This window comes from Streptococcus oralis subsp. tigurinus (assembly GCF_002356415.1).
GTDB classification, from domain to species: domain Bacteria; phylum Bacillota; class Bacilli; order Lactobacillales; family Streptococcaceae; genus Streptococcus; species Streptococcus oralis_F.
The window spans coordinates 631396-652607 of record NZ_AP018338.1; the positions used below are offsets into that span (position 1 = coordinate 631396).

Sequence of the window (21212 nt, forward strand, 5' to 3'; positions counted from 1 at the left end):
TATTTGTCTAACTTTTTGGGGTCAGTACACCTCTGGTCTTTTTAGGTAAAGGAGTAAAAGAAAAACCCGGTAATTAAATACAGGGTTAGTGATCATTTTATCATCATCAATTCGACAATCATTTCTATATAGATGATTAAGGTTAGGAGAAAACCAGCTCTCCAGAAGAATTTGATGAATTTAGGGTAATAAAAACTTCGTTTTTTGAGGAGGAAAAAGACAACTAGGAGGATTGCTAGGAGTGAAAGTGCTAGGCCAAGTCGCGGTAGAAAGTTGTGGGTAAAGGCTTTAGCAGTGATAAGGTAGTACTCGAATACCAAAAGTGGAAAAGCTAAATCCGCGAAATTAATTCTTAGTTTTTTCAGTCCGAAAAGCTTGGTGACAATAAAGCAAACTACCAAGGTTAAAATCAATAATAAAATAGACGCTATTTTCATTAAAATCATACCCATATTGTATCATAAAAAATCACTAAAGGAAACGAGAAACAGAGGATTTTATGGCAAAGTCAGGCTTTTGAGATTGTGGGTATTTTTTGTTATAATGAAAGTTATGAAATCTTATAATACCTTGAATGATTATTATCGAAAACTCTTTGGAGAAAAGACTTTTAAAGTTCCTATTGATGCGGGGTTTGACTGTCCCAATCGGGATGGAACTGTGGCTCATGGGGGCTGTACCTTTTGTACAGTTTCGGGTTCTGGAGATGCCATTGTAGCACCAGATGCTCCTATCCGTGAGCAATTTTATAAGGAAATCGACTTTATGCACCGCAAGTGGCCGGATGTTAAAAAGTATCTGGTTTATTTTCAAAACTTTACCAATACCCATGAAAAGGTGGAAGTGATTCGGGAGCGTTATGAACAAGCAATCAACGAACCAGGTGTAGTGGGAATCAATATCGGAACACGCCCAGATTGTTTGCCAGACGAAACCATCCTTTACCTAGCTGAGCTAGCAAAACGCATGCATGTGACGGTGGAATTGGGCTTACAGACTACATATGAAAGAACCTCTAACTTGATTAACCGTGCCCATTCCTATGAATTGTATGTAGAAACGGTCAAACGATTGAGGAAATATCCTAAGATTGAGATTGTTTCCCATTTGATCAATGGTTTGCCCGGTGAGACTCATGAGATGATGGTCGAAAATGTCCGCCGCTGTGTCACAGATAATGATATTCAAGGAATTAAACTGCACTTGCTCCATCTCATGACCAATACGCGTATGCAGCGAGATTACCACGAAGGACGCTTGCAACTGATGAGTCAGGACGAATATGTCAAGGTCATTTGTGACCAATTGGAAATCATTCCCAAGCATATCGTCATCCACCGAATCACGGGAGATGCGCCTAGAGATATGTTGATTGGTCCCATGTGGAGCCTCAATAAATGGGAAGTGCTAAATGCTATTGAAACTGAAATGAGACGACGGGGCAGTGTTCAAGGATGCAAGGCTGTAAAACAGGAGTTTAAAAATGAAAAGACCATTTGAGATGGCACATGAATTTTTGGCTGAAGTCGTGACAAAAGAAGATATTGTTGTGGATGCGACCATGGGTAATGGTCACGACACGCTTTTTTTAGCCAAACTAGCAAAGCAAGTCTATGCCTTTGATATACAGAAACAAGCTTTGGATAAAACCCAAGACCGTTTAAATGAGGCAGGTTTAGAGAATGTCCAGTTGATTTTGCAAGGGCATGAGACGCTCGATCAGTTTGTGACAGAAGCTAAGGCAGGAATTTTTAATCTGGGTTACCTGCCATCTGCTGATAAGTCTGTTATTACCCGACCTCAGACTACCATTGAGGCACTTGAAAAGCTTTGTCATTTGCTTGTCAAGGGTGGACGGATTGCCATTATGATTTATTATGGTCATGAGGGAGGAGATATTGAAAAGGATGCTGTTTTGGACTTTGTGAGTCAGTTGAACCAACAAGAGTACACAGTTGTGATTTATCGAACCCTCAACCAAGTTAACAACCCCCCGTTTGTAGTTATGATTGAAAAATTAGAAAGATACAGGCATGGATAAACAATACCTACGTGAGAAATTAGAGGCTATGCGCCAAAATTTTGTTGAGTCAACGCAACATGAGCGAGCAGTTGGCGTGCTCGACGAAGCACATATGAGCAAGAAAATGCTCAAAATCAAGAAAAAGTTAGTGGCTCTTGAAATGGAACGGTGCCAGAAAAAAATTGAGCACAAAGACTGTTCCAAGATTGATCAAAAAATCCAAGAACAGAAGGAGATATTTGAATCTTGCTGTAAAAAAGACTAAGGAGGAATTGCGTGGAATTACTCATTTACCTGATTCTATTTTTATTTGTCTTAATTGTTTCCAGTACGACTAATAAACTCTTGCCTTTTTTGCCTCTTCCCCTAGTACAAATCCTTTTGGGAATTGTGATTGGTCTCTTTTTGCCAAATACCGACTTTCATCTCAATACCGAGTTATTTTTAGCACTGGTTATCGGGCCCTTGCTTTTCAGAGAATCTGAAGAAGCAGATGTTACGGCTATTTTAAAACACTGGCGCATCATTGTTTACTTAATCTTTCCAGTGATTTTCATCTCGACCCTGAGTTTGGGTGGCTTGGCCCATCTTCTTTGGCTCAGCCTTCCCTTGGCGGCTTGCTTGGCTGTTGGGGCAGCCCTTGGTCCGACTGATTTGGTAGCCTTTGCTTCTCTTTCTGAGCGTTTTAGTTTCCCTAAACGGGTTTCCAATATCCTAAAAGGGGAAGGACTTTTAAATGATGCTTCTGGTTTGGTAGCCTTTCGAGTAGCTCTGGCTGCCTGGACAACAGGTGCTTTTTCTCTTAGCCAGGCTGGGACTTCTTTAGCCCTGTCTATCATAGGTGGTTTTGCGGTCGGCTTTGTGACGGCAATGATCAATCGTTTCCTGCATACATTTTTACTGAGTATGCGAGCGACAGATATAGCGAGTGAACTTTTGCTTGAACTGAGTTTGCCTCTTATGACCTTCTTTATCGCCGAAGAAATCCATGTTTCAGGGATTATCGCAGTTGTAGTTGCAGGGATTTTGAAGGCCAGTCGTTTCAAGAAAATCACACTCCTCGAAGCCCAAGTTGATACCGTTACTGATACTGTTTGGCATACCGTGACCTTTATGCTCAATGGATCTGTCTTTGTCATCTTGGGGATGGAATTGGAAATGATAGCAGAACCTATCCTGACTAATCCCCTTTATAACCCCCTACTCTTACTAGTATCTGTTGTTTTACTGACATTCTTACTTTTTGCCATCCGCTTTGTCATGATTGTTGTTTTTTACTTTGTGAGGACGCGTCGACTTAAGAAAAAGATAAATAAGTATATGAAGGATATGCTGCTTTTGACCTTCTCTGGTGTCAAAGGGACAGTATCTATCGCGACCATTCTCCTCATACCAAGTCATTTGGAGCAGGAATATCCTTTGTTACTCTTCCTTGTAGCAGGCGTTACACTGCTGAGCTTTTTAACGGGTTTACTAGTCCTCCCTCATTTATCTGAGGAACAAGAGGAAAGCAAGGATCATTTGATGCATATTGCGATTTTGAATGATGTAGCTGCAGAATTAGAAAAAGAGCTAGACCATCACAAGAACAAACTTCCTCTTTATGCAGCTATTGATAATTATCATGGTCGGATTGAAAACCTCATCCTTAGTCTGGAAAATAAGAGAGTCCAAGAGGACTGGGAATCTCTCAAACTCCTTATCTTGAGTATTGAGAGTGACGGTTTGGAGCAAGCCTACGAAGAAAATAGAATCAGTGAGCGTGGCTATCGAGTTTACCAACGTTACCTAAAAAACATGGAGCAGAGTATCAATCGGAATTTCGCTTCTAGAGTGACTTATTACTTCCTAGTTTCCTTACGGATAATGCGCTTTCTACTTCATGAAATATTTACCTTTGGCAAAACTTTCCGTAGTTGGATGAATGAAGAATCTCGTAAACTATTAGCAGTTGACTATGATCAGATTTCAGAGTTGTATTTGGAAAATACAGAGCTGATTATCGAGAGTTTGGAAAACCTCAAAGGGGTTTACAAGAGTTCACTGATTAGTTTTATGCAAGAGTCTCGTCTACGCGAGACGGCCATTATCGGAAGTGGTGCCTTTGTTGAGCGGGTTATCAATCGCATCAAGCCAAACAATATCGATGAAATGCTACGAGGCTACTATCTCGAACGTAAGGCAATCTTTGAATACGAAGAAGCTAAACTGATAACAGCCAAGTATGCCAAAAAACTACGTCAAAATGTGAATAATTTGGAAAATTATTCTCTGAAAGAGGCTGCAAATACCTTGCCTTATGATATGCTAGATTTAATCAGAAGAAATTAGATGATGAAGAAAATGACGGAGGATGGGATATGAAAAAGTGGTGGAAGGAGCTATTGGATAAGCCATTATTGAAAGCTTTTTTGCATTATTATCAAGCATCGGATAGTGAGTTGACCAGTGTTGCGGTTGCCTACTATTGGTTGATTTCAATCTTTCCTTTGCTAATGATAATGGTCAATATTTTGCCTTATTTTCAGATTCCGGTCTCAAATTTCTTACTTACGATCAAGGAATTCTTGCCTGATACAGTGTATGATGTGGTCGCCAAGATTGTCCGAGAAGTTCTGACACAACCATCAACTGGTTTGCTGAGTTTTGCCGTTTTATCTGCACTCTGGACCTTTTCAAAATCAATGGATTTCCTTCAAAAAGCCTTTAACAAAGCCTATGGAGTGACCAAGAGTCGAGGGATTATCTCCCATCAGTTGATGAGTTTGCTTGTTAGCCTTGGCTTGCAGATTCTTTTTGCCCTAGCCTTGTTTTTGAGTATGTTTGGTCGCATGTTGCTCAACCTCCTCAAAACTTACTGGCAATCAGACAGCTCGCTATTTTCCTACTTGCAAGATTTTACAGGCCCTCTAGTCTATGCTTTGATCTTTGCCATTCTGGTTATGATTTATTACTTCCTTCCAAAAGTAAAAACACCACGAATCCGCTACGTTTTACCAGGAAGTGTCTTTGTCTTGCTAACTCTTATCGGTTTATTGAATATCTTTTCTGTTTATTTTAATAACTATGTCAATCACCTAGTCGATGTCCGATTTTTCAGTTCCATCATCGTGGTAGTCATGATGTTCTGGTTTATTCTTATTGCAAAGATTTTGATTATCGGAGCGGTTATCAATGCCAGTGTTCAGAGTTTGAAAGATCCAAAGTTTAGTATGGAATGATTAGAAAAATCCCTATTAGGTTTCCTAATAGGGATTTTTCTAATAGATAAACATGGCATCGCCGAAACTGAAGAAACGATAGCGTTCTTGAATAGCGTGCTGGTAGGCATCTAAGACTAATTCACGGCCGGCAAAGGCAGAAACCAACATGACGAGAGTTGATTTGGGTAGGTGGAAGTTGGTTGAGAAAGCATCCACGACCTTCCATTGGTATCCAGGTTTGATAAAGATATTGGTCCAGCCAGAATCAGCCTGAATTTGCCCATCAAACTTGGAACCGATGGTTTCCAACGTACGGATAGAAGTGGTACCGACAGCAATGACGCGACCTCCCTTTTCCTTGACAGAGCTAAGAGTGGCTGCTGCTTCCTCAGAGAGCTGGTAGAATTCTGAGTGCATTTCGTGTTCGTCTAGATTATCCACAGAAACAGGTCTAAAGGTTCCGAGTCCGACATGGAGGGTCAGATAAACCAGATGGACCCCCTTAGCTTGGATTTCTGCTAGCAGTTCTTTGGTGAAGTGCAGTCCAGCAGTTGGTGCTGCAGCAGAGCCACTTTCCTTGGCGTAGACGGTTTGATAACGTTCACGGTCATCCAGTTTTTCATGGATGTAGGGTGGTAGTGGCATTTCACCTAGACTTTCCAAGACTTCTAGGAAAATTCCTTGGTATTCGAAGCGGACAATGCGGCCTCCGTGGGTCAATTCTTCTGTAACGACAGCGCTGAGGCGACCATCGCCAAAGTTGATACGAGTGCCAACCTTGAGGCGTTTGGCAGGTTTAGCCAGAACTTCCCACTCATCACCACTAGTATTTTTGAGCAGGAGAAGTTCCACATGGCCTCCTGTCTCTTCCTTTTGGCCATAGAGGCGGGCAGGGAGAACGCGAGTGTCGTTCATGACAAGGGCATCACCAGGTTCCAACATATCAATAATAGAGTGGAAGTGTTTATCCTGCATTTCTCCCGTTTCCCGGTTTACGATGAGAAGCTTGGAGGCATCTCGTTTTTCAAGTGGCGTTTGGGCAATCAATTCCTCAGGCAAGTGGAAATCAAAATCAGCTGTATTCATTTTTTCATCATTCTTTCTAAGTTCTAATCTTATCCATTATAACATGTTTCAAGTTTGGGCGCTCTTTTTTTAGAAATTAAATCGTTTTCACTTGACAAAAATTGGTCTATACCATATAATAAATATAGATTAAAACGGAGGATGAAAAGATGAAAGTTATTAAAGTTGAAAATCAAGTTGAAGGTGGAAAAGTTGCTTTTGAGATTTTGAAGGAAAAATTGGCCAATGGTGCTCAAACATTAGGACTTGCGACAGGGAGCAGTCCGCTTGAGTTTTACAAGGAAATCGTTGAGAGTGACCTTGATTTTTCAAATCTAACCAGTGTAAACCTTGATGAGTATGTAGGACTTGACGGAGACAATCCTCAGTCTTACCGTCATTTTATGCAAGAACACTTATTCAACCAAAAACCATTTAAAGAAAGCTTCTTACCTCGTGGAATTAAGGACAATGCTGAGGCTGAAGTTGAACGCTATAACCAAATTTTGGCTGACCATCGAGTTGATTTGCAAATCTTGGGAATCGGCCGCAATGGACATATCGGCTTTAATGAGCCAGGAACTGCCTTTGATAGCCAGACACACCTTGTAGACCTAGACCAGTCTACAATTGAAGCCAATGCTCGCTTCTTTGACAAGATTGAAGATGTTCCAACTCAAGCCATCTCAATGGGGATTAAAAACATCTTGGATGCCAAGTCAATTATTCTCTTTGCTTACGGTGAGTCGAAAGCAGAGGCCATTGCTGGCACAGTATCAGGCCCAGTGACTGAGAACCTTCCAGCAAGTAGCCTACAAAACCACCCTGATGTGACTATTATTGCAGATGCTGAAGCGCTCAGCTTGCTTGAAAAGTAAAATGACAAGAACCACTTGCTCTTTGGAGTGAGTGGCTTTTTACTTCAAATGTTCACTATCCTGCTAAAGTGGTATAATATAGCTATACGGGGAGGCTCGAACTTTGATTTATATAATCGGTTTTATTTGTTTTTTACTTTTAATGTTTCTGTTTAGTCGCTTAATTCAGCAATCAAAGAGTCCTTCGGGCTTTCTAGGAAAACGAATGATGAAATTGTGGAATCGAGTCTATCTCCCCATGTTTGTATGGGCAATTCGTTATCTGGATAGGACATTTTACCCTGTAATCTTAGATGTAGGAGTTGGGAATGGTCGTTCAACCATCCTGCTAAAAGAAACTTTTCCGCAAAGTACCATAACTGGAATCGATATTTCAGATACTGCAATAGCTCAAGCCAAACAGGTAGAGATGACTAATCTAAATTTTGAACGAAGAGACGTTAGGGAGACAGGCTTTTCTGATGAAAGTGTTGATTTAATCACAGCCTTTCAAACTCATTTTCATTGGCAGGACCTAGAGGCTTCTTTTATGGAACTTCGAAGAATACTCAAATCAGGCGGGATGCTCTTACTGGCTTGTGAATATAACAAGTTGTCTTACTTTTTACCAGAGGTCCAAAGCGAAGAAGCATTTAGACGATTCTTGTTATCAGTAGGGCTTGAGCTCGTAACTAGTCAAAGAAAGGGATCATGGATCCTTTATAAAATTGTTAAACATTAATGGAGGTACAATCATGAAACAATTATTTCTATGTTCATACTTTGCTGGAGTCAAAAAGCTTTTTAGCGATTATGCAAAGGAAAAGAATCTAGAAAACAAGGTTTTATTTATTCCTACCGCTGGGAACAAAGAGGACTATACTGCCTATATCGATGAGGCTCAGCAAACATTCAGGGATTTAGGATTTGAGATAGAGGTTCTAGATATTGCTTCTTGTGATCGAGAAACTGCTCAGGCAAAGATTTTCCAAAGCAAAATTCTTTATATCTCTGGCGGGAATACCTTTTATTTATTACAAGAATTAAAGAAAAAACAACTCCTATCTCTTATCAAAGAACAAATAAGAGATGGGCTGATCTATGTGGGAGAATCATCAGGGGCTATCATTACAGCCAAGGATATTGACTACAATAAACTCATGGACGACAAGACGGTAGCGACAGAGTTATCTGATACAACGGGATTGGATGAAGTGGATTTTTACATCCTTCCACATTATGGTGAGGAACCTTTTACTGATAGTAGCAAAAATACCTTTGAAATGTATAAAAAGCAGCTTGAATTGCTACCGCTTCATAACCACCAAGCAATTATCGTTAACGATGAGCAAATAGATATCTTGACAATAGAATAAAAGTGTGGTTGGAAGAACATTGATATTTTACCACTAAAACGATTAGCGGTTGATAATTCACTTAGTGGGAATCTGCCATGGATAGATTAATTTTATGAATTCAAGAAGGGAAAAGTTATGAAAATAAAAACGTTAGATAAAATAGGTGGGATTGTTTTCTTGTTTCTAACGATTGCTACCATTGTCGTTTTTTTATCAGATACGAGCTTCTTTGAGTGGGCGTTTACTAGACACCAGAATACTCTGAGTTGGTATATTCGCCCTCTCTTTATTATTCCAATTGTAATGGGAGCTTATAAAAAATCCTATAGCCTGATTTTCTTTTCTATATTTTGCCTATTTACTAGCATGTTTTGGTTCCCAAATCCGGAAATAGTTGATGTAAAAGTAATTGAGTTTTTGAATTTTGAGAAGACTTATTTTACGAGCGGATGGAGTATTGAAAAAGTTATCATTCTGGCGACGATTCTAGCATTTTTTACGGCGATTATATCCTTAACATGGAGTAGACGTTGGTATGGATTATTAGCAACAGTAGTGATCGGAGCGTTTCTGAAGGTTGCCCATAGTCTTTTATTTAGTGGAGGAAGTGGTATATCGATTGTAAAACCAGCTGTTTTGGGCTTGATTCTCTGCATCTTAGTGATTTATTTCATCTTCAAAAGAAGAAAGTAAAAATAATAGAAGTTTATGGTTGCTTTTCTCTTGACAATTATTCACTTTGTGTGTAAAATGGAATAGATCTTGAACTTGAAGGGAGTGAAAAAAATGTCTAAAACAGTAGTACGTAAGAATGAATCTCTTGACGATGCACTTCGTCGTTTCAAACGTGCGGTTACTAAAGCTGGTACTCTTCAAGAAACACGCAAACGTGAATTCTATGAAAAACCTTCTGTAAAACGTAAACGTAAATCAGAAGCAGCTCGTAAACGTAAAAAATTCTAATTTGAAATGAAAGGCTAGACTTGTCTAGCCTTTTTTCTTTCCAAATAAATACTGTAAATCCTGCAAAAAAAGGAAACTTCCTACCACAATTTGATATAATAGTAGGGAGAACTCGATTGAAGGAGGAAATTATGTCGGTTTTAGTAAAAGAAGTCATTGAAAAGCTCAGATTAGACATTGTTTATGGTGAAGGCGATTTACTTGAAAAAGAAATCAATACTGCGGACATTTCTCGACCAGGTCTTGAAATGACAGGCTATTTTGATTACTATACTCCGGAGCGACTTCAGCTGTTGGGAATGAAGGAATGGTCTTATTTAGTCTCCATGTCTTCTCACAACCGTTATAAGGTGTTGACCAAGATGTTTCAACCAGAAACACCAGTGGTTATTGTTGCGCGTGGTTTAGTAGTTCCAGAAGAAATGTTGAAAGCTGCCAGGGAATGTAAGATTGCGATTTTAACCAGTCGAACAGCTACTAGTCGCCTGTCAGGAGAATTATCTAGCTATTTGGATTCTCGTTTGGCAGAACGGACCAGTGTTCATGGTGTCTTGATGGATATTTATGGCATGGGTGTCTTGATCCAAGGGGATAGCGGTATCGGTAAGAGTGAAACTGGTCTGGAACTTGTGAAACGTGGACACCGTTTGGTGGCAGATGATCGTGTAGATATTTTTGCAAAAGACGAAATGACCCTTTGGGGAGAGCCAGCTGAAATTTTGAGGCATTTACTTGAGATTCGTGGAGTGGGGATTATTGATGTGATGAGTCTCTACGGAGCAAGTGCAGTTAAGGATTCTTCACAAGTTCAACTAGCAGTTTATTTGGAAAATTATGATACGCATAAGACCTTCGATCGCTTAGGAAATAATGCTGAAGAAATCGAGATTTCTGGTGTAGCCATTCCACGTATCCGCATCCCAGTAAAAACAGGACGCAATATTTCTGTTGTCATTGAGGCGGCTGCCATGAACTACCGTGCTAAGGAAATGGGCTTTGATGCGACACGTTTATTTGAAGAACGCTTGACAAGTCTGATCGCTCAAAATGAGGTGAAAAATGATTAATCCAGTCGCATTTGAAATCGGTCCTTTTTCTATTCGTTGGTATGCTTTGTGTATTGTGGCTGGTTTGGTTTTGGCAGTCTACCTTGCCATGAAGGAAGCTCCTAAAAAGAAAATCCTGTCAGATGATATTTTGGATTTCATTCTGATTGCTTTTCCAGTTGCGATTTTAGGTGCTAGACTATACTACGTACTCTTTCGCTTAGATTATTACCTGCAAAATCCAGGTGAAATCATTGCCATCTGGAATGGTGGTTTGGCCATTTATGGAGGTTTGATAGCGGGCGCTATTGTCCTTTATATCTTTGCAGATAGAAAGCTGATTAATACTTGGGATTTCTTAGATATTGCAGCACCGAGCGTCATGGTTGCCCAGAGTTTAGGACGCTGGGGGAACTTCTTTAACCAAGAAGCCTACGGTGCAGCAGTAGATAGTCTGGATTATTTGCCAGGCTTTATCCGTGACCAGATGTACATTGATGGCAGCTACCGTCAGCCGACCTTCTTATATGAGTCGGTTTGGAATCTGATCGGATTTGCTTTGATTCTGATTTTTAGACGAAAATTAAAGGGAATCAGACGTGGTCATATTACGGCATTCTACTTGATTTGGTATGGCTTTGGTCGTATGATTATCGAAGGCATGCGGACGGATAGTCTCATGTTCTTTGGTCTGCGAGTTTCCCAGTGGTTATCAGTTGTTCTTATCGGACTCGGTATTTTTATCATACTTTATCAAAATCGAAAGAAAGCCCCTTTCTATCATACTGAGGAGGAAAAATAAATGTTAGAAGTTGCATATATACTTGTTGCGATTGCTTTGATTGTCTGTTTAGTCTATTTGACAATCACGATTCAAAAAGCAGGTCGTATGATTGATGAGACAGAGAAGACCATCAAAATATTGAGCTCAGATGTGGACGTTACCTTGCATCAGACTAATGAATTGTTGGCTAAGGTTAATGTGTTAGCAGACGATATTAACGACAAAGTTGCGACTATTGATCCACTCTTTACGGCGGTGGCGGACTTGTCTGAGTCAGTATCTGACCTCAACCAACATGCACGTGTCTTAGGCAAAAAAGCTTCATCTGCTGGTTCAAAGACCATTAAAACAGGTGCAGGCTTGTCCGCTCTTCGTGTCGCAAGTAAATTTTTCAAAAAATAAAAAAGGAGAAATCTTATGGGAAAACTATCCTCTATCCTTTTAGGTACGGTTTCAGGCGCGGCTCTTGCTTTGTTTTTGACAAGTGACAAGGGTAAGCAAGTTTGTAGTCAAGCTCAGGATTTTCTAGATGATTTGAGAGAAGATCCAGAATATGCTAGAGAGCAGGTTTGTGAAAAACTAACAGAAGTGAAGGAACAGGCAACTGACTTTGTGCTGAAAACAAAGGAACAAGTAGAATTTGGTGAAATTACTTTTGATAGTGTCCTTGACCAAGCTAAAAACTGTGCTCGACAAGCGACAGAAGCGTCAAAGGAAACCTTTAACAATCTCAAGGAGCAATGGCAAGAACAGTCAGCAACTCCAGACGTCGCTGAAAGCCAAGAAGAAATTATCATTGATATTACTGAAATATAATGCATCACCATCTCTGGTTTTTGGAGATGGTGATTTTTATCTGCAAGCCTGTCTTTGTGGTATAATAAGTACTATGCAGAAAAAACCAACGTCCGCCTATGTGCATATTCCCTTTTGCACACAGATTTGTTATTATTGTGACTTTTCAAAGGTCTTTATCAAGAATCAACCAGTAGATAGTTACCTGGAGCATTTGCTAGAGGAGTTTCGTTTTTATGATATCCAAAAGTTACGAACTCTCTACATTGGAGGTGGGACGCCAACGGCTTTGTCCGCTTCGCAATTAGAGGTGCTTCTGGATGGTTTGACTAAAAATCTAGACTTGTCTGTCTTGGAAGAGTTGACCATTGAAGCCAATCCAGGCGACTTGGACGCGGATAAGATTGCGGTTTTGAAACAGTCGCCAGTCAATCGTGTTTCCTTGGGTGTGCAGACTTTTGATGACAAAATGCTGAAAAAGATTGGGCGTAGTCATTTGGAGAAGGATATTTATGAAAATATCGACCGCCTGAAACTGGCTGGTTTTGACAATATCTCCATCGATCTAATCTATGCTCTTCCAGGTCAAACTATGGTTCAGGTCAAGGACAATGTAGCTAAGGCTATCTCGCTTGATATTCCTCATATGAGTCTTTATAGCTTGATTTTGGAGAATCATACGGTCTTTATGAACCGCATGCGACGTGGGAAATTGCCCCTGCCTAAGGAAGAGTTAGAAGCTGAGATGTTTGAGTACATCATCGCAGAGCTGGAGCGAGCTGGTTTTGAGCATTATGAGATTTCCAATTTCTCAAAGCCTGGTTTTGAAAGTCGCCACAATCTCATGTACTGGGACAATGCTGAATATTATGGTATCGGTGCGGGTGCGTCAGGTTATGTGGATGGAGTTCGTTATAAAAACCACGGTCCTATCCGCCACTATCTCAATGCGGTAGAGGCAGGAAATGCTCGCATTACAGAAGAACACCTGAATCAAAGGGAGCAGATGGAAGAAGAAATGTTCCTGGGACTCCGCAAGAAATCCGGGGTTTCCATGACACGATTTGAGGAAAAATTCGGACGGTCCTTTGATGGACTTTATGGCGAAATCATCAGAGACTTGGTTCAACAAGGTCTTATGCAGATCGACGGTGATCGTGTCCGAATGACAAAGAGGGGTCTCTTCTTGGGAGACACTGTAGCAGAACGATTTATTTTGGAGTAGAACAATGGGCTTAACTTATCAAATGAAAATGAAAATTCCTTTTGATATGGCGGACATGAACGGTCATATCAAACTTCCAGATGTGATTTTGCTGTCCTTGCAAGTATCAGGTATGCAGTCAATTGAGCTGGGAGTTAGCGACAGAGATATGTTAGAACGTTACAATCTGGTCTGGATTATTACAGACTATGCGATTGACGTGGTGCGCTTGCCTTGCTTTGCTGAAGAGATTACGATTGAAACAGAAGCATTGACTTACAATCGTCTTTTTTGCTACCGCCGTTTCACTATCTATGATGAAGCAGGTCAAGAAATCATTCGCATGGTAGCAACCTTTGTTCTTATGGACAGAGATAGTCGTAAAGTTCATGCTGTTGAACCGGAGATTGTTGCTCCTTATCAGTCTGAGTTTGATAAAAAACTCATCCGTGGGCCAAAGTATGCAAATCTAGAAGATCCGATCAGCAAAGACTACCATGTTCGTTTTTACGACTTGGATATGAATGGTCATGTCAATAATAGCAAATACCTGGATTGGATTTTTGAGGTCATGGGAGCAGACTTTTTGACCAAGTATATTCCAAAGAAAATCAATCTCAAATATGTAAAAGAAGTGCGACCAGGTGGCATGATTGCTTCAACTTATGAACTCAAGGGACTAGAAAGCAAGCATGAGATTATCAGTGATAGCGAGATTAATGCCCAAGCTATGATTACTTGGCAAGAAATTGAAGCGAATTAGAAAGGACGATATGACTTATAAAGGTTATTTAATTGATTTAGACGGGACTATCTACAAGGGGAAAGACCGGATTCCGGAAGGTGAGGCTTTTGTGCATGAGTTGCAAAAGCGAGAAATTCCCTATCTCTTTGTAACCAATAATACAACTCGTACTCCTGAGAGCGTTCAAGAGATGTTGGCTCAGAATTTTAATATCGACACGCCTCTATCAACTGTCTACACGGCAACTCTGGCAACCATCGACTATATGAACGACTTGGGACTGGAAAAGACAGTCTATGTCATCGGAGAAGCGGGGCTCAAGGATGCCATCAAGGCAGCCGGTTATGTCGAAGACAAGGAAAATCCAGCCTATGTGGTAGTTGGACTGGACTGGCAAGTCGACTATGAAAAATTTGCGACGGCGACTCTAGCCATTCAAAAGGGGGCTCACTTTATCGGAACCAACCCTGACCTCAATATCCCGACGGAACGTGGTCTTTTGCCTGGTGCTGGTTCACTAATTACCCTTCTTGAAGTAGCAACACGAGTGAAACCGGTTTATATCGGGAAACCAAATGCTATCATCATGGACAAGGCAGTTCAGCACTTGGGCTTGAATCGAGAAGACTTGCTCATGGTCGGGGACAACTATCTGACGGACATTCGAGCAGGGATTGACAATGGCATTCCAACGCTCTTGGTGACGACAGGTTTCACCAAAGCAGAAGAAGTGGCGGACTTGCCAATCGCCCCGACTCATGTGCTTTCTAGCCTAGCGGAGTGGGATTTTGATGAAAACTAAACTAACCTTTTGGGGAAGTATGCTCTTTCTCCTCTCCCTTTCTATCCTACTGACTATTTATCTGGCATGGGTTTTCTATCCTTGGGAAATTGAGTGGCTGAACTTAGCGAATCGAGTTTATCTAAAGCCCGAAACCATTCAGTACAATTTTCATATCTTGATGAATTACCTGACCAATCCCTTTAGTCAGGTCTTAGAGATGCCGGATTTTCGTTCATCAGCGGCTGGTTTACATCACTTTGCGGTGGTGAAGAATCTCTTCCACTTAGTTCAGCTAGTTGCCCTAGTGTCACTTCCAAGTTTCTATTTCTTTGTTAAAAAGATTGTGAAAAAAGGCTTTTTGCCCCTATATCGTAAAAGTATCTTGATTCTAGTGCTATTGCCTCTGGTCATTGGGCTTGTAGGAGTGTTGATTGGCTTTGAGCAATTCTTTACGCTTTTTCATCAGATTCTCTTTGTAGGAGATGATACTTGGCTTTTTGATCCAGCAAAGGACCCAGTTATTTGGATTTTGCCAGAGATTTTCTTCCTCCATGCCTTTTTGCTTTTTTTTGCTTTGTATGAAGGAATATACGGTTTCCTTCTTGTCAAAGCTTCAAGGAAATAGAGGATAACATTCTGTATTTTTAATAAAAAACGAGAGAAGTTGCTCTACTCCCTATTTATTGTTAGGTTATCCTAAAGATAAACTTGCAAAGCAGGAGATTTTTGCAGAAAACAGTCTATTTTCTATGAAAAAATAGGCTTTTTTTCTAAAAATACCTAGTCAAGCGCTTTATTTTTTTGTATAATAGAAATAGCAAGTATAGATAAAAGAAGAGAAAAGCATGATTACACTATTTTTATCACCGAGTTGTACATCATGTCGTAAGGCAAAGGCTTGGTTAGAGACGCATAAAGTGCCCTTTCAAGAGCATAATATTATGACTAGTCCTTTAACAAGAAAAGAATTACAAAATATTCTTTCCTTGACCGAAAATGGTACTGATGACATCATTTCAACTCGTTCAAAAATCTTTCAAAAATTAGATATTGATGTAGAGAGTATCTCGGTATCGGAGTTGCTTCAGTTGATTGAGCAATATCCTAGTCTTTTGCGTCGCCCAATTATTACAGATACCAAACGCATGCAAATCGGTTTTAATGAAGATGAGATTCGTGCTTTTCTCCCTCGTAGTTACCGTAAACAAGAATTGAAAGAAGCAACATTGAGAGCTGGTATTGGATAGATGAACAAACAGTATAGTTACCCACTAGATTTGTCGTGGAGCACTGAAGAACTTGCTTCAGTGCTTTCTTTTTTTAATGATGTTGAAGCTGCTTATGAAGATAAGGTAGAAGCAAAAAAACTGCTAGATTCCTACAAGGAATTTAAGACCGTTGTTCCTAGCAAAAGCGAAGAAAAGCGCTTAGGTCGCGAATTTGAGACGGTTAGCGGTTATTCCTTCTATCATGCGGTTCAATTAGCAAAAGAAAAAAGAGAAGGGAAGATTTCTCTTGGAAACTAAATTTGAATTTGCCAAACAGATTGTGCAAGAAGCTGCTGACTATATTTTGGCTCACATGAAAGAAGATTTGCAGGTCGAGCGAAAGTCTTCACCTACTGACTTGGTGACGCGTTTGGATAAGGAAGTTCAGGATCTTTTGGTTGGTAGAATTTTAGCATCTTATCCAGAAGACTTGATTTGTGCGGAAGAGGGCTGTTTGCGTGCTGGAGTCGGTCAAGGTTCCGTTTGGGTGATTGATCCCATTGACGGTACCAATAACTTTGTCGCTCAGAAGGAAGATTTTGCCGTGATGTTGGCCTACTTTGAGAATGGGGTTGGGAAATTCGGTATCATTTATGATGTCATGAAAGGGGATTGTTACCATGGTGGTGGTGCCTTTCCTGTCTATCGGAATAAGGAACTCTTGACTAGTTTTAAAAAGAAACCTCTTCAAGAATTTTTAGTGGCTGGTAACTCAGGCATGTTTGAAAGCAATGAGTGGGGCTTAGCTGATTTAGGACGGGCAGCGTTAGGAGTCCGTGTCTATGGTAGTGCGGCCATTAGTTTAGCCAAGGTTTTATCAGGTCGCCTTCTGACCTATATCTCCTACTTGCAACCTTGGGATTACGCTGCTGCAAGTATCCTAGGGGAAAGTCTGGGCTATCGTCTTCTTACAGTTTCTGGTGACCCTGCTGATTTTAAAACGTGTCAGCCTGTCATGATGGTGCCAATCGAGATGCAAGAAGAGATTCAGTCCTACATTTATGAAAGGAAAGAAAATTAAATGCAATTTCCAGAAGGATTTGTTGAAAAATATGAAGCGATACTAGAAGATGAGGCAAGAGATTTTCTTGCCTCTTTTAAACAGGAAGCAGTATCGGCTTTTCGGGTTAATCCCTTAAAAGAAAGTCAGCTATCATTTGCAGATGCCATTCCCCATACACCTTGGGGGTATTATGGTAAGGTCTCTGGAAAGTCTCCAGAGCACGTGACCGGTTTCGTTTATTCGCAAGAACCTGCAGCCCAAATGGTGGCCCAGGTAGCTCAACCAAGTCCTGGCATGAAGGTCTTGGACTTGGCGGCAGCGCCAGGTGGGAAATCTACTCAATTGGCAGCTTATCTGGCTAATCAGGGTGTCCTTGTTTCCAATGAAATTTCAAGCAAGCGGGCTAAGATTTTAGTGGAAAATATGGAGCGATTTGGAGCTACAAATGTAGTCGTGACCAATGAGTCTGCGGACCGCCTAGCCAAGGTCTTTAAAGGCTACTTTGATGTGATTGTCCTTGATGCCCCTTGCTCGGGTGAAGGGATGTTCCGTAAACAACCAGATGCCATGGACTATTGGAACCTCGATTATCCTAGCCAATGTGCCAATCTCCAAAGAGAGATTTTAGAAGATGCAGTCACCATGCTTGCAGAAGGTGGCCGTCTGGTTTATTCAACCTGTACCTGGGCGCCAGAGGAAAACGAAGAGATCGTTCGCTGGTTATTAGATGCTTATGATTTTGAATTACTTCCTGTTGAGCATGTGAATGGTATGGTAGCAGGAATTGATCTTCCTGAAACTGCGCGGATGTATCCTCACCATTTTAAGGGAGAAGGTCAGTTTGTTGCCCATTTGCAGTTCAAGGGAGAAAATCCAGCAGCCAAATTCAAAGCCAGCAAGACCAATCTTAGTTGTGAACAGCTGGCCTTGTGGCGAGAATTTGCCCAAAAACACTTACAGGTCAATCTAACTGGTATCTTACAAACTTTTGGAGACCAACTTTATCTCTTGCCAGAGATGCTACCTGATCTAGGGAAACTTAAAATTGCCCGTAATGGACTTCATCTGGGTACGTTTAAGAAGAAACGCTTTGAACCAAGTTTTACTCTGGGATTAGCCTTGAAACCAAGTCAAGTGAAACAAAGGGTTGAAATCAAGGATGAGGACTTTGTAAAATATGTGGCTGGGGAAACAGTTCAACTAGCTGAAAGTCTACCAAATGGCTGGTATCAAGTTTTGGTTCAAGGCAATGGTTTGGGCTTTGCAAAGGTGACTGGAAATATTTTAAAAAATTATTTTCCTAAAGGATTGAGATTTAGATAGAAGGGCTAGTCAAAGAAGATTTTCTATGTTATATTGGAAGTATGGGTTTTGACAATAATCAAAAAATATTTGAAAAATCCAGAGCATTCATCATTATGTTCAAGGAGAAAAATAGTGAAAAAAAGAAAAAAGCTCGTCATGTCTCTTGCAGCTCTTTTGATGGCAGGTTCTCTAGCAGGATGTGCTAGCTGGATTGATCGTGGAGAATCCATGACAGCCGTTGGTTCAACTGCTCTTCAGCCTCTTGTTGAAGCGGCAGCAGATGAATTTGGTTCTAGAAACATCGGAAAAACAGTCAATGTTCAAGGCGGTGGATCGGGTACAGGACTTTCCCAAGTCCAGTCTGGAGCAGTTGACATCGGGAACTCTGACGTCTTTGCAGAGGAAAAAGAAGGAATCGATTCTTCAGCTCTGGTAGACCACAAGGTTGCAGTGGCTGGCCTTGCAGTGATTGTAAACAAAGAAGTGACTGTTGAAAATCTCACAACCGAGCAACTTCGCAAAATCTTTACAGGTGAAGTGACCAACTGGAAAGAAGTTGGGGGCAAAGATCTGGCAATTTCAATCATCAACCGAGCAGCAAGTTCTGGTTCACGAGCGACGTTTGATACGGTGGTTATGAATGGCCAATCTGCTATGCAGAGTCAAGAGCAGGATTCTAACGGGATGGTCAAGTCCATTGTAGCCCAAACTCCTGGAGCCATTTCTTATCTAGCTTTTGCCTATGTAGATGACTCCGTGAAGAGCATGAAACTGAATGGGTATGAACCTACGTCTGAAAATGTAACGACCAACAACTGGCCTTTGTGGTCTTATGAACATATGTACACACTTGGTCAGCCAAATGAGTTAGCTGCTGAATTCCTGAATTTCGTCCTCTCAGATGAAGCCCAAAATGGGATTGTTAAGGGAATGGGCTATATCTCTATCAATGAAATGAAAGTCCAAAAGGATGCTTCAGGTACCGTTACAGCAGTAGAAGGAGGTCAATAATGAATCAAGAAGAATTATCTAAAAAATTACTCTCTCCTTCAAAGAACTCTCGCCTTGAGAAGTTTGGTAAAGGTTTGACCTTCACTTGCCTTTCTTTGATTGTCATCATTGTGGCGATGATTTTGATTTTTGTAGCCCAAAAAGGCTTATCGACCTTCTTTGTCAATGGGGTAAACATCTTTGATTTCCTCTTTGGACAGACTTGGAATCCTTCAGGGAAACAATTTGGTGCCCTGCCAATGATTTTGGGTTCCTTTATTGTCACAATCCTGTCTGCCCTCATCGCGACTCCCTTTGCTATTGGAGCAGCAGTTTTTATGACAGAAGTATCACCAAAGGGTGCAAAAATCTTGCAACCTGCCATTGAACTCCTTGTCGGGATTCCTTCAGTTGTTTATGGATTTATCGGTTTGCAGGTTGTGGTTCCATTTGTTCGTAGTGTCTTTGGTGGAACTGGTTTTGGCATCTTGTCAGGGATTTTCGTTCTCTTTGTCATGATTCTACCAACTGTAACCTTTATGACAACAGACAGTTTGCGTGCTGTGCCCCGTCACTACCGTGAAGCTAGTTTGGCTATGGGAGCGACTCGCTGGCAAACCATCTGGCGTGTGAACTTAAAAGCAGCTCGTTCAGGTATTTTTACAGCAGTGGTCTTTGGGATGGCACGTGCCTTTGGTGAAGCCCTTGCTATTCAGATGGTTGTCGGAAACTCAGCAGTTATCCCAACCTCGCTAACAACGCCAGCTGCGACTTTGACTTCTGTTTTGACTATGGGTATCGGAAATACTGTCATGGGTACAGTTGATAATAACGTACTCTGGTCACTGGCCTTGGTATTGCTCTTGATGAGTTTGGCCTTTAACAGTGTGATTAAATTGATTACGAAAGAAAGAGGAAAGAAAAACTATGCACGCTAAGAAATTAGATAAAATTGCAACAGCTGTCCTCTATACGATCGCGGGTATCATCGTGACCATCTTGGCATCCTTGATTCTCTATATCTTGGTGAGAGGATTACCTCACATCTCTTGGTCCTTCTTGACTGGGAAATCTTCCTCTTATCAAGCAGGTGGGGGTATCGGGATTCAGCTCTACAATTCCTTCTTCCTTTTAGTCATTACTTTGATTATCTCTGTGCCTTTGTCTATGGGGGCTGGGATTTACCTAGCTGAATATGCAAAAAAGGGTCCTGTGACAAATTTTGTCAGAACCTGTATTGAAATCTTGTCTTCTCTACCATCAGTCGTTGTGGGTCTCTTTGGTTACTTGATTTTTGTAGTCCAGTTTGAGTATGGATTTTCAATCATTTCAGGTGCCTTGGCCTTGACGGTGTTTAATCTGCCACAGATGACTCGAAATGTTGAGGATAGTTTAAAACACGTTCACCATACGCAACGAGAGGCTGGACTTGCCCTTGGAATTTCTCGTTGGGAGACTGTGGTCCATGTTGTCATTCCAGAAGCTCTTCCAGGCATCGTTACGGGTGTTGTCTTGGCGTCTGGCCGTATCTTTGGTGAGGCTGCCGCTCTGATCTATACGGCAGGACAATCCGCCCCAGCCCTTGATTGGTCTAACTGGAATATCCTCAGTGTTACCAGTCCCATCTCCATCTTCCGTCAAGCAGAAACATTGGCTGTCCACATCTGGAAAGTCAATAGCGAGGGAACCATCCCAGATGGTACTATCGTATCAGCAGGTTCTGCAGCCGTGCTCCTCATCTTTATCTTAATCTTTAACTTCGGAGCCCGCAAACTTGGAAGTTACCTACATAAGAAACTAACCGCTGCCTAAAGGAGAA

The 21212-nt window shown here is 41.1% G+C and carries 27 protein-coding genes; 25 read left to right on the plus strand and 2 right to left on the minus strand.

Annotated features, from left to right (window positions below; genetic code table 11):
- Positions 1-92: 92 nt before the first annotated feature.
- Entirely contained in the window at positions 93-452 is a 360-nt protein-coding gene (locus STO1_RS03170) for a DUF3397 family protein (RefSeq protein ID WP_007520331.1), read from the minus strand.
- Between the two features lie 91 nt (positions 453-543).
- Here STO1_RS03170 and STO1_RS03175 point away from each other — a divergent pair, with 91 nt between their 5' ends.
- The 5 genes from STO1_RS03175 to STO1_RS03195 are packed head-to-tail and all read left to right on the plus strand — an operon-like array spanning position 544 to position 5244.
- Positions 544-1500, plus strand: a complete 957-nt coding sequence (locus tag STO1_RS03175) for a tRNA modification radical SAM protein MnmL/YtqA (RefSeq protein WP_096421927.1) — start codon at positions 544-546, stop codon at positions 1498-1500.
- The gene (locus tag STO1_RS03180) at positions 1484-2041 is read left to right on the plus strand and encodes a tRNA 5-(aminomethyl)-2-thiouridylate-methyltransferase MnmM (protein ID WP_096421929.1); all 558 of its coding nucleotides are present in this window, start codon (positions 1484-1486) and stop codon (positions 2039-2041) included. Before STO1_RS03175 ends, STO1_RS03180 begins: the two co-directional genes overlap by 17 nt.
- Positions 2034-2288 (plus strand): hypothetical protein, encoded by a 255-nt coding sequence (locus STO1_RS03185; protein WP_096421931.1) that lies wholly within the window; start codon positions 2034-2036, stop codon positions 2286-2288. Before STO1_RS03180 ends, STO1_RS03185 begins: the two co-directional genes overlap by 8 nt.
- Positions 2289-2299: 11 nt before the next feature.
- A complete protein-coding gene (locus STO1_RS03190; RefSeq protein WP_096421933.1) occupies positions 2300-4354 on the plus strand; it encodes a cation:proton antiporter in 2055 nt (684 codons plus the stop codon).
- 29 nt (positions 4355-4383) lie between these two features.
- Entirely contained in the window at positions 4384-5244 is an 861-nt protein-coding gene (locus STO1_RS03195) for a YihY/virulence factor BrkB family protein (protein ID WP_096421935.1), read from the plus strand.
- 39 nt (positions 5245-5283) lie between these two features.
- Here the strand turns inward: STO1_RS03195 and queA are convergent, their stop codons facing one another.
- Complete coding sequence (gene queA, locus STO1_RS03200) at positions 5284-6312, minus strand: tRNA preQ1(34) S-adenosylmethionine ribosyltransferase-isomerase QueA (protein ID WP_096421937.1); 1029 nt, start codon at positions 6310-6312, stop codon at positions 5284-5286.
- A 149-nt stretch (positions 6313-6461) separates the two neighbouring features.
- Here queA and STO1_RS03205 point away from each other — a divergent pair, with 149 nt between their 5' ends.
- The 20 genes from STO1_RS03205 (at position 6462) to pstA (ending at position 21205) form a co-directional block, all read left to right on the plus strand.
- Positions 6462-7169, plus strand: a complete 708-nt coding sequence (locus STO1_RS03205; RefSeq protein WP_096421939.1) for a glucosamine-6-phosphate deaminase — start codon at positions 6462-6464, stop codon at positions 7167-7169.
- Positions 7170-7272: 103 nt separating this feature from the next.
- On the plus strand, positions 7273-7890 hold the full coding sequence (locus tag STO1_RS03210; RefSeq protein WP_096421941.1) for a class I SAM-dependent methyltransferase: 618 nt from the start codon (positions 7273-7275) through the stop codon (positions 7888-7890).
- A gap of 13 nt (positions 7891-7903) precedes the next feature.
- Entirely contained in the window at positions 7904-8524 is a 621-nt protein-coding gene (locus tag STO1_RS03215; protein ID WP_096421943.1) for a Type 1 glutamine amidotransferase-like domain-containing protein, read from the plus strand.
- 117 nt (positions 8525-8641) lie between these two features.
- On the plus strand, positions 8642-9199 hold the full coding sequence (locus tag STO1_RS03220) for a hypothetical protein (RefSeq protein WP_096421945.1): 558 nt from the start codon (positions 8642-8644) through the stop codon (positions 9197-9199).
- Between the two features lie 93 nt (positions 9200-9292).
- Positions 9293-9469 (plus strand): 30S ribosomal protein S21, encoded by a 177-nt coding sequence (gene rpsU / locus STO1_RS03225; protein ID WP_000048054.1) that lies wholly within the window; start codon positions 9293-9295, stop codon positions 9467-9469.
- A 131-nt stretch (positions 9470-9600) separates the two neighbouring features.
- Complete coding sequence (gene hprK, locus STO1_RS03230) at positions 9601-10536, plus strand: HPr(Ser) kinase/phosphatase (RefSeq protein ID WP_000115137.1); 936 nt, start codon at positions 9601-9603, stop codon at positions 10534-10536.
- Positions 10529-11317 carry a prolipoprotein diacylglyceryl transferase gene (lgt, locus tag STO1_RS03235; protein ID WP_045617417.1) on the plus strand — a complete coding sequence of 263 codons (789 nt, stop codon included), beginning with the start codon at positions 10529-10531 and terminating at the stop codon, positions 11315-11317. The genes hprK and lgt overlap by 8 nt, the downstream gene beginning before the upstream one ends.
- Complete coding sequence (locus STO1_RS03240) at positions 11318-11701, plus strand: DUF948 domain-containing protein (RefSeq protein ID WP_096421947.1); 384 nt, start codon at positions 11318-11320, stop codon at positions 11699-11701.
- Positions 11702-11716: 15 nt separating this feature from the next.
- Positions 11717-12115: a YtxH domain-containing protein gene (locus tag STO1_RS03245; protein WP_061588299.1), complete on the plus strand. Its 399-nt coding sequence runs from the start codon at positions 11717-11719 to the stop codon at positions 12113-12115.
- 73 nt (positions 12116-12188) lie between these two features.
- A complete protein-coding gene (gene hemW, locus STO1_RS03250) occupies positions 12189-13319 on the plus strand; it encodes a radical SAM family heme chaperone HemW (protein ID WP_061588298.1) in 1131 nt (376 codons plus the stop codon).
- 4 nt (positions 13320-13323) lie between these two features.
- Positions 13324-14061 (plus strand): acyl-[acyl-carrier-protein] thioesterase, encoded by a 738-nt coding sequence (locus STO1_RS03255; RefSeq protein WP_096421949.1) that lies wholly within the window; start codon positions 13324-13326, stop codon positions 14059-14061.
- A 10-nt stretch (positions 14062-14071) separates the two neighbouring features.
- Positions 14072-14845, plus strand: coding sequence for a TIGR01457 family HAD-type hydrolase (locus STO1_RS03260; protein ID WP_096421951.1), 774 nt, complete (start codon positions 14072-14074; stop codon positions 14843-14845).
- A complete protein-coding gene (locus STO1_RS03265; protein ID WP_096421953.1) occupies positions 14835-15452 on the plus strand; it encodes a TIGR01906 family membrane protein in 618 nt (205 codons plus the stop codon). Before STO1_RS03260 ends, STO1_RS03265 begins: the two co-directional genes overlap by 11 nt.
- 220 nt (positions 15453-15672) lie before the next feature.
- Positions 15673-16074: a Spx/MgsR family RNA polymerase-binding regulatory protein gene (locus STO1_RS03275; RefSeq protein ID WP_061588294.1), complete on the plus strand. Its 402-nt coding sequence runs from the start codon at positions 15673-15675 to the stop codon at positions 16072-16074.
- Positions 16075-16353, plus strand: a complete 279-nt coding sequence (locus STO1_RS03280) for a UPF0223 family protein (protein ID WP_061588293.1) — start codon at positions 16075-16077, stop codon at positions 16351-16353.
- Positions 16343-17116, plus strand: coding sequence for an inositol monophosphatase family protein (locus STO1_RS03285; protein WP_084939141.1), 774 nt, complete (start codon positions 16343-16345; stop codon positions 17114-17116). Before STO1_RS03280 ends, STO1_RS03285 begins: the two co-directional genes overlap by 11 nt.
- Complete coding sequence (locus STO1_RS03290; RefSeq protein WP_061588291.1) at positions 17117-18421, plus strand: RsmF rRNA methyltransferase first C-terminal domain-containing protein; 1305 nt, start codon at positions 17117-17119, stop codon at positions 18419-18421.
- Positions 18422-18535: 114 nt separating this feature from the next.
- A complete protein-coding gene (locus STO1_RS03295) occupies positions 18536-19414 on the plus strand; it encodes a phosphate ABC transporter substrate-binding protein PstS (protein ID WP_057489349.1) in 879 nt (292 codons plus the stop codon).
- Positions 19414-20331 carry a phosphate ABC transporter permease subunit PstC gene (gene pstC / locus STO1_RS03300; RefSeq protein WP_096421955.1) on the plus strand — a complete coding sequence of 306 codons (918 nt, stop codon included), beginning with the start codon at positions 19414-19416 and terminating at the stop codon, positions 20329-20331. The genes STO1_RS03295 and pstC overlap by 1 nt, the downstream gene beginning before the upstream one ends.
- Positions 20321-21205, plus strand: a complete 885-nt coding sequence (pstA, locus tag STO1_RS03305; protein WP_061588288.1) for a phosphate ABC transporter permease PstA — start codon at positions 20321-20323, stop codon at positions 21203-21205. Before pstC ends, pstA begins: the two co-directional genes overlap by 11 nt.
- Positions 21206-21212: the final 7 nt, after the last annotated feature.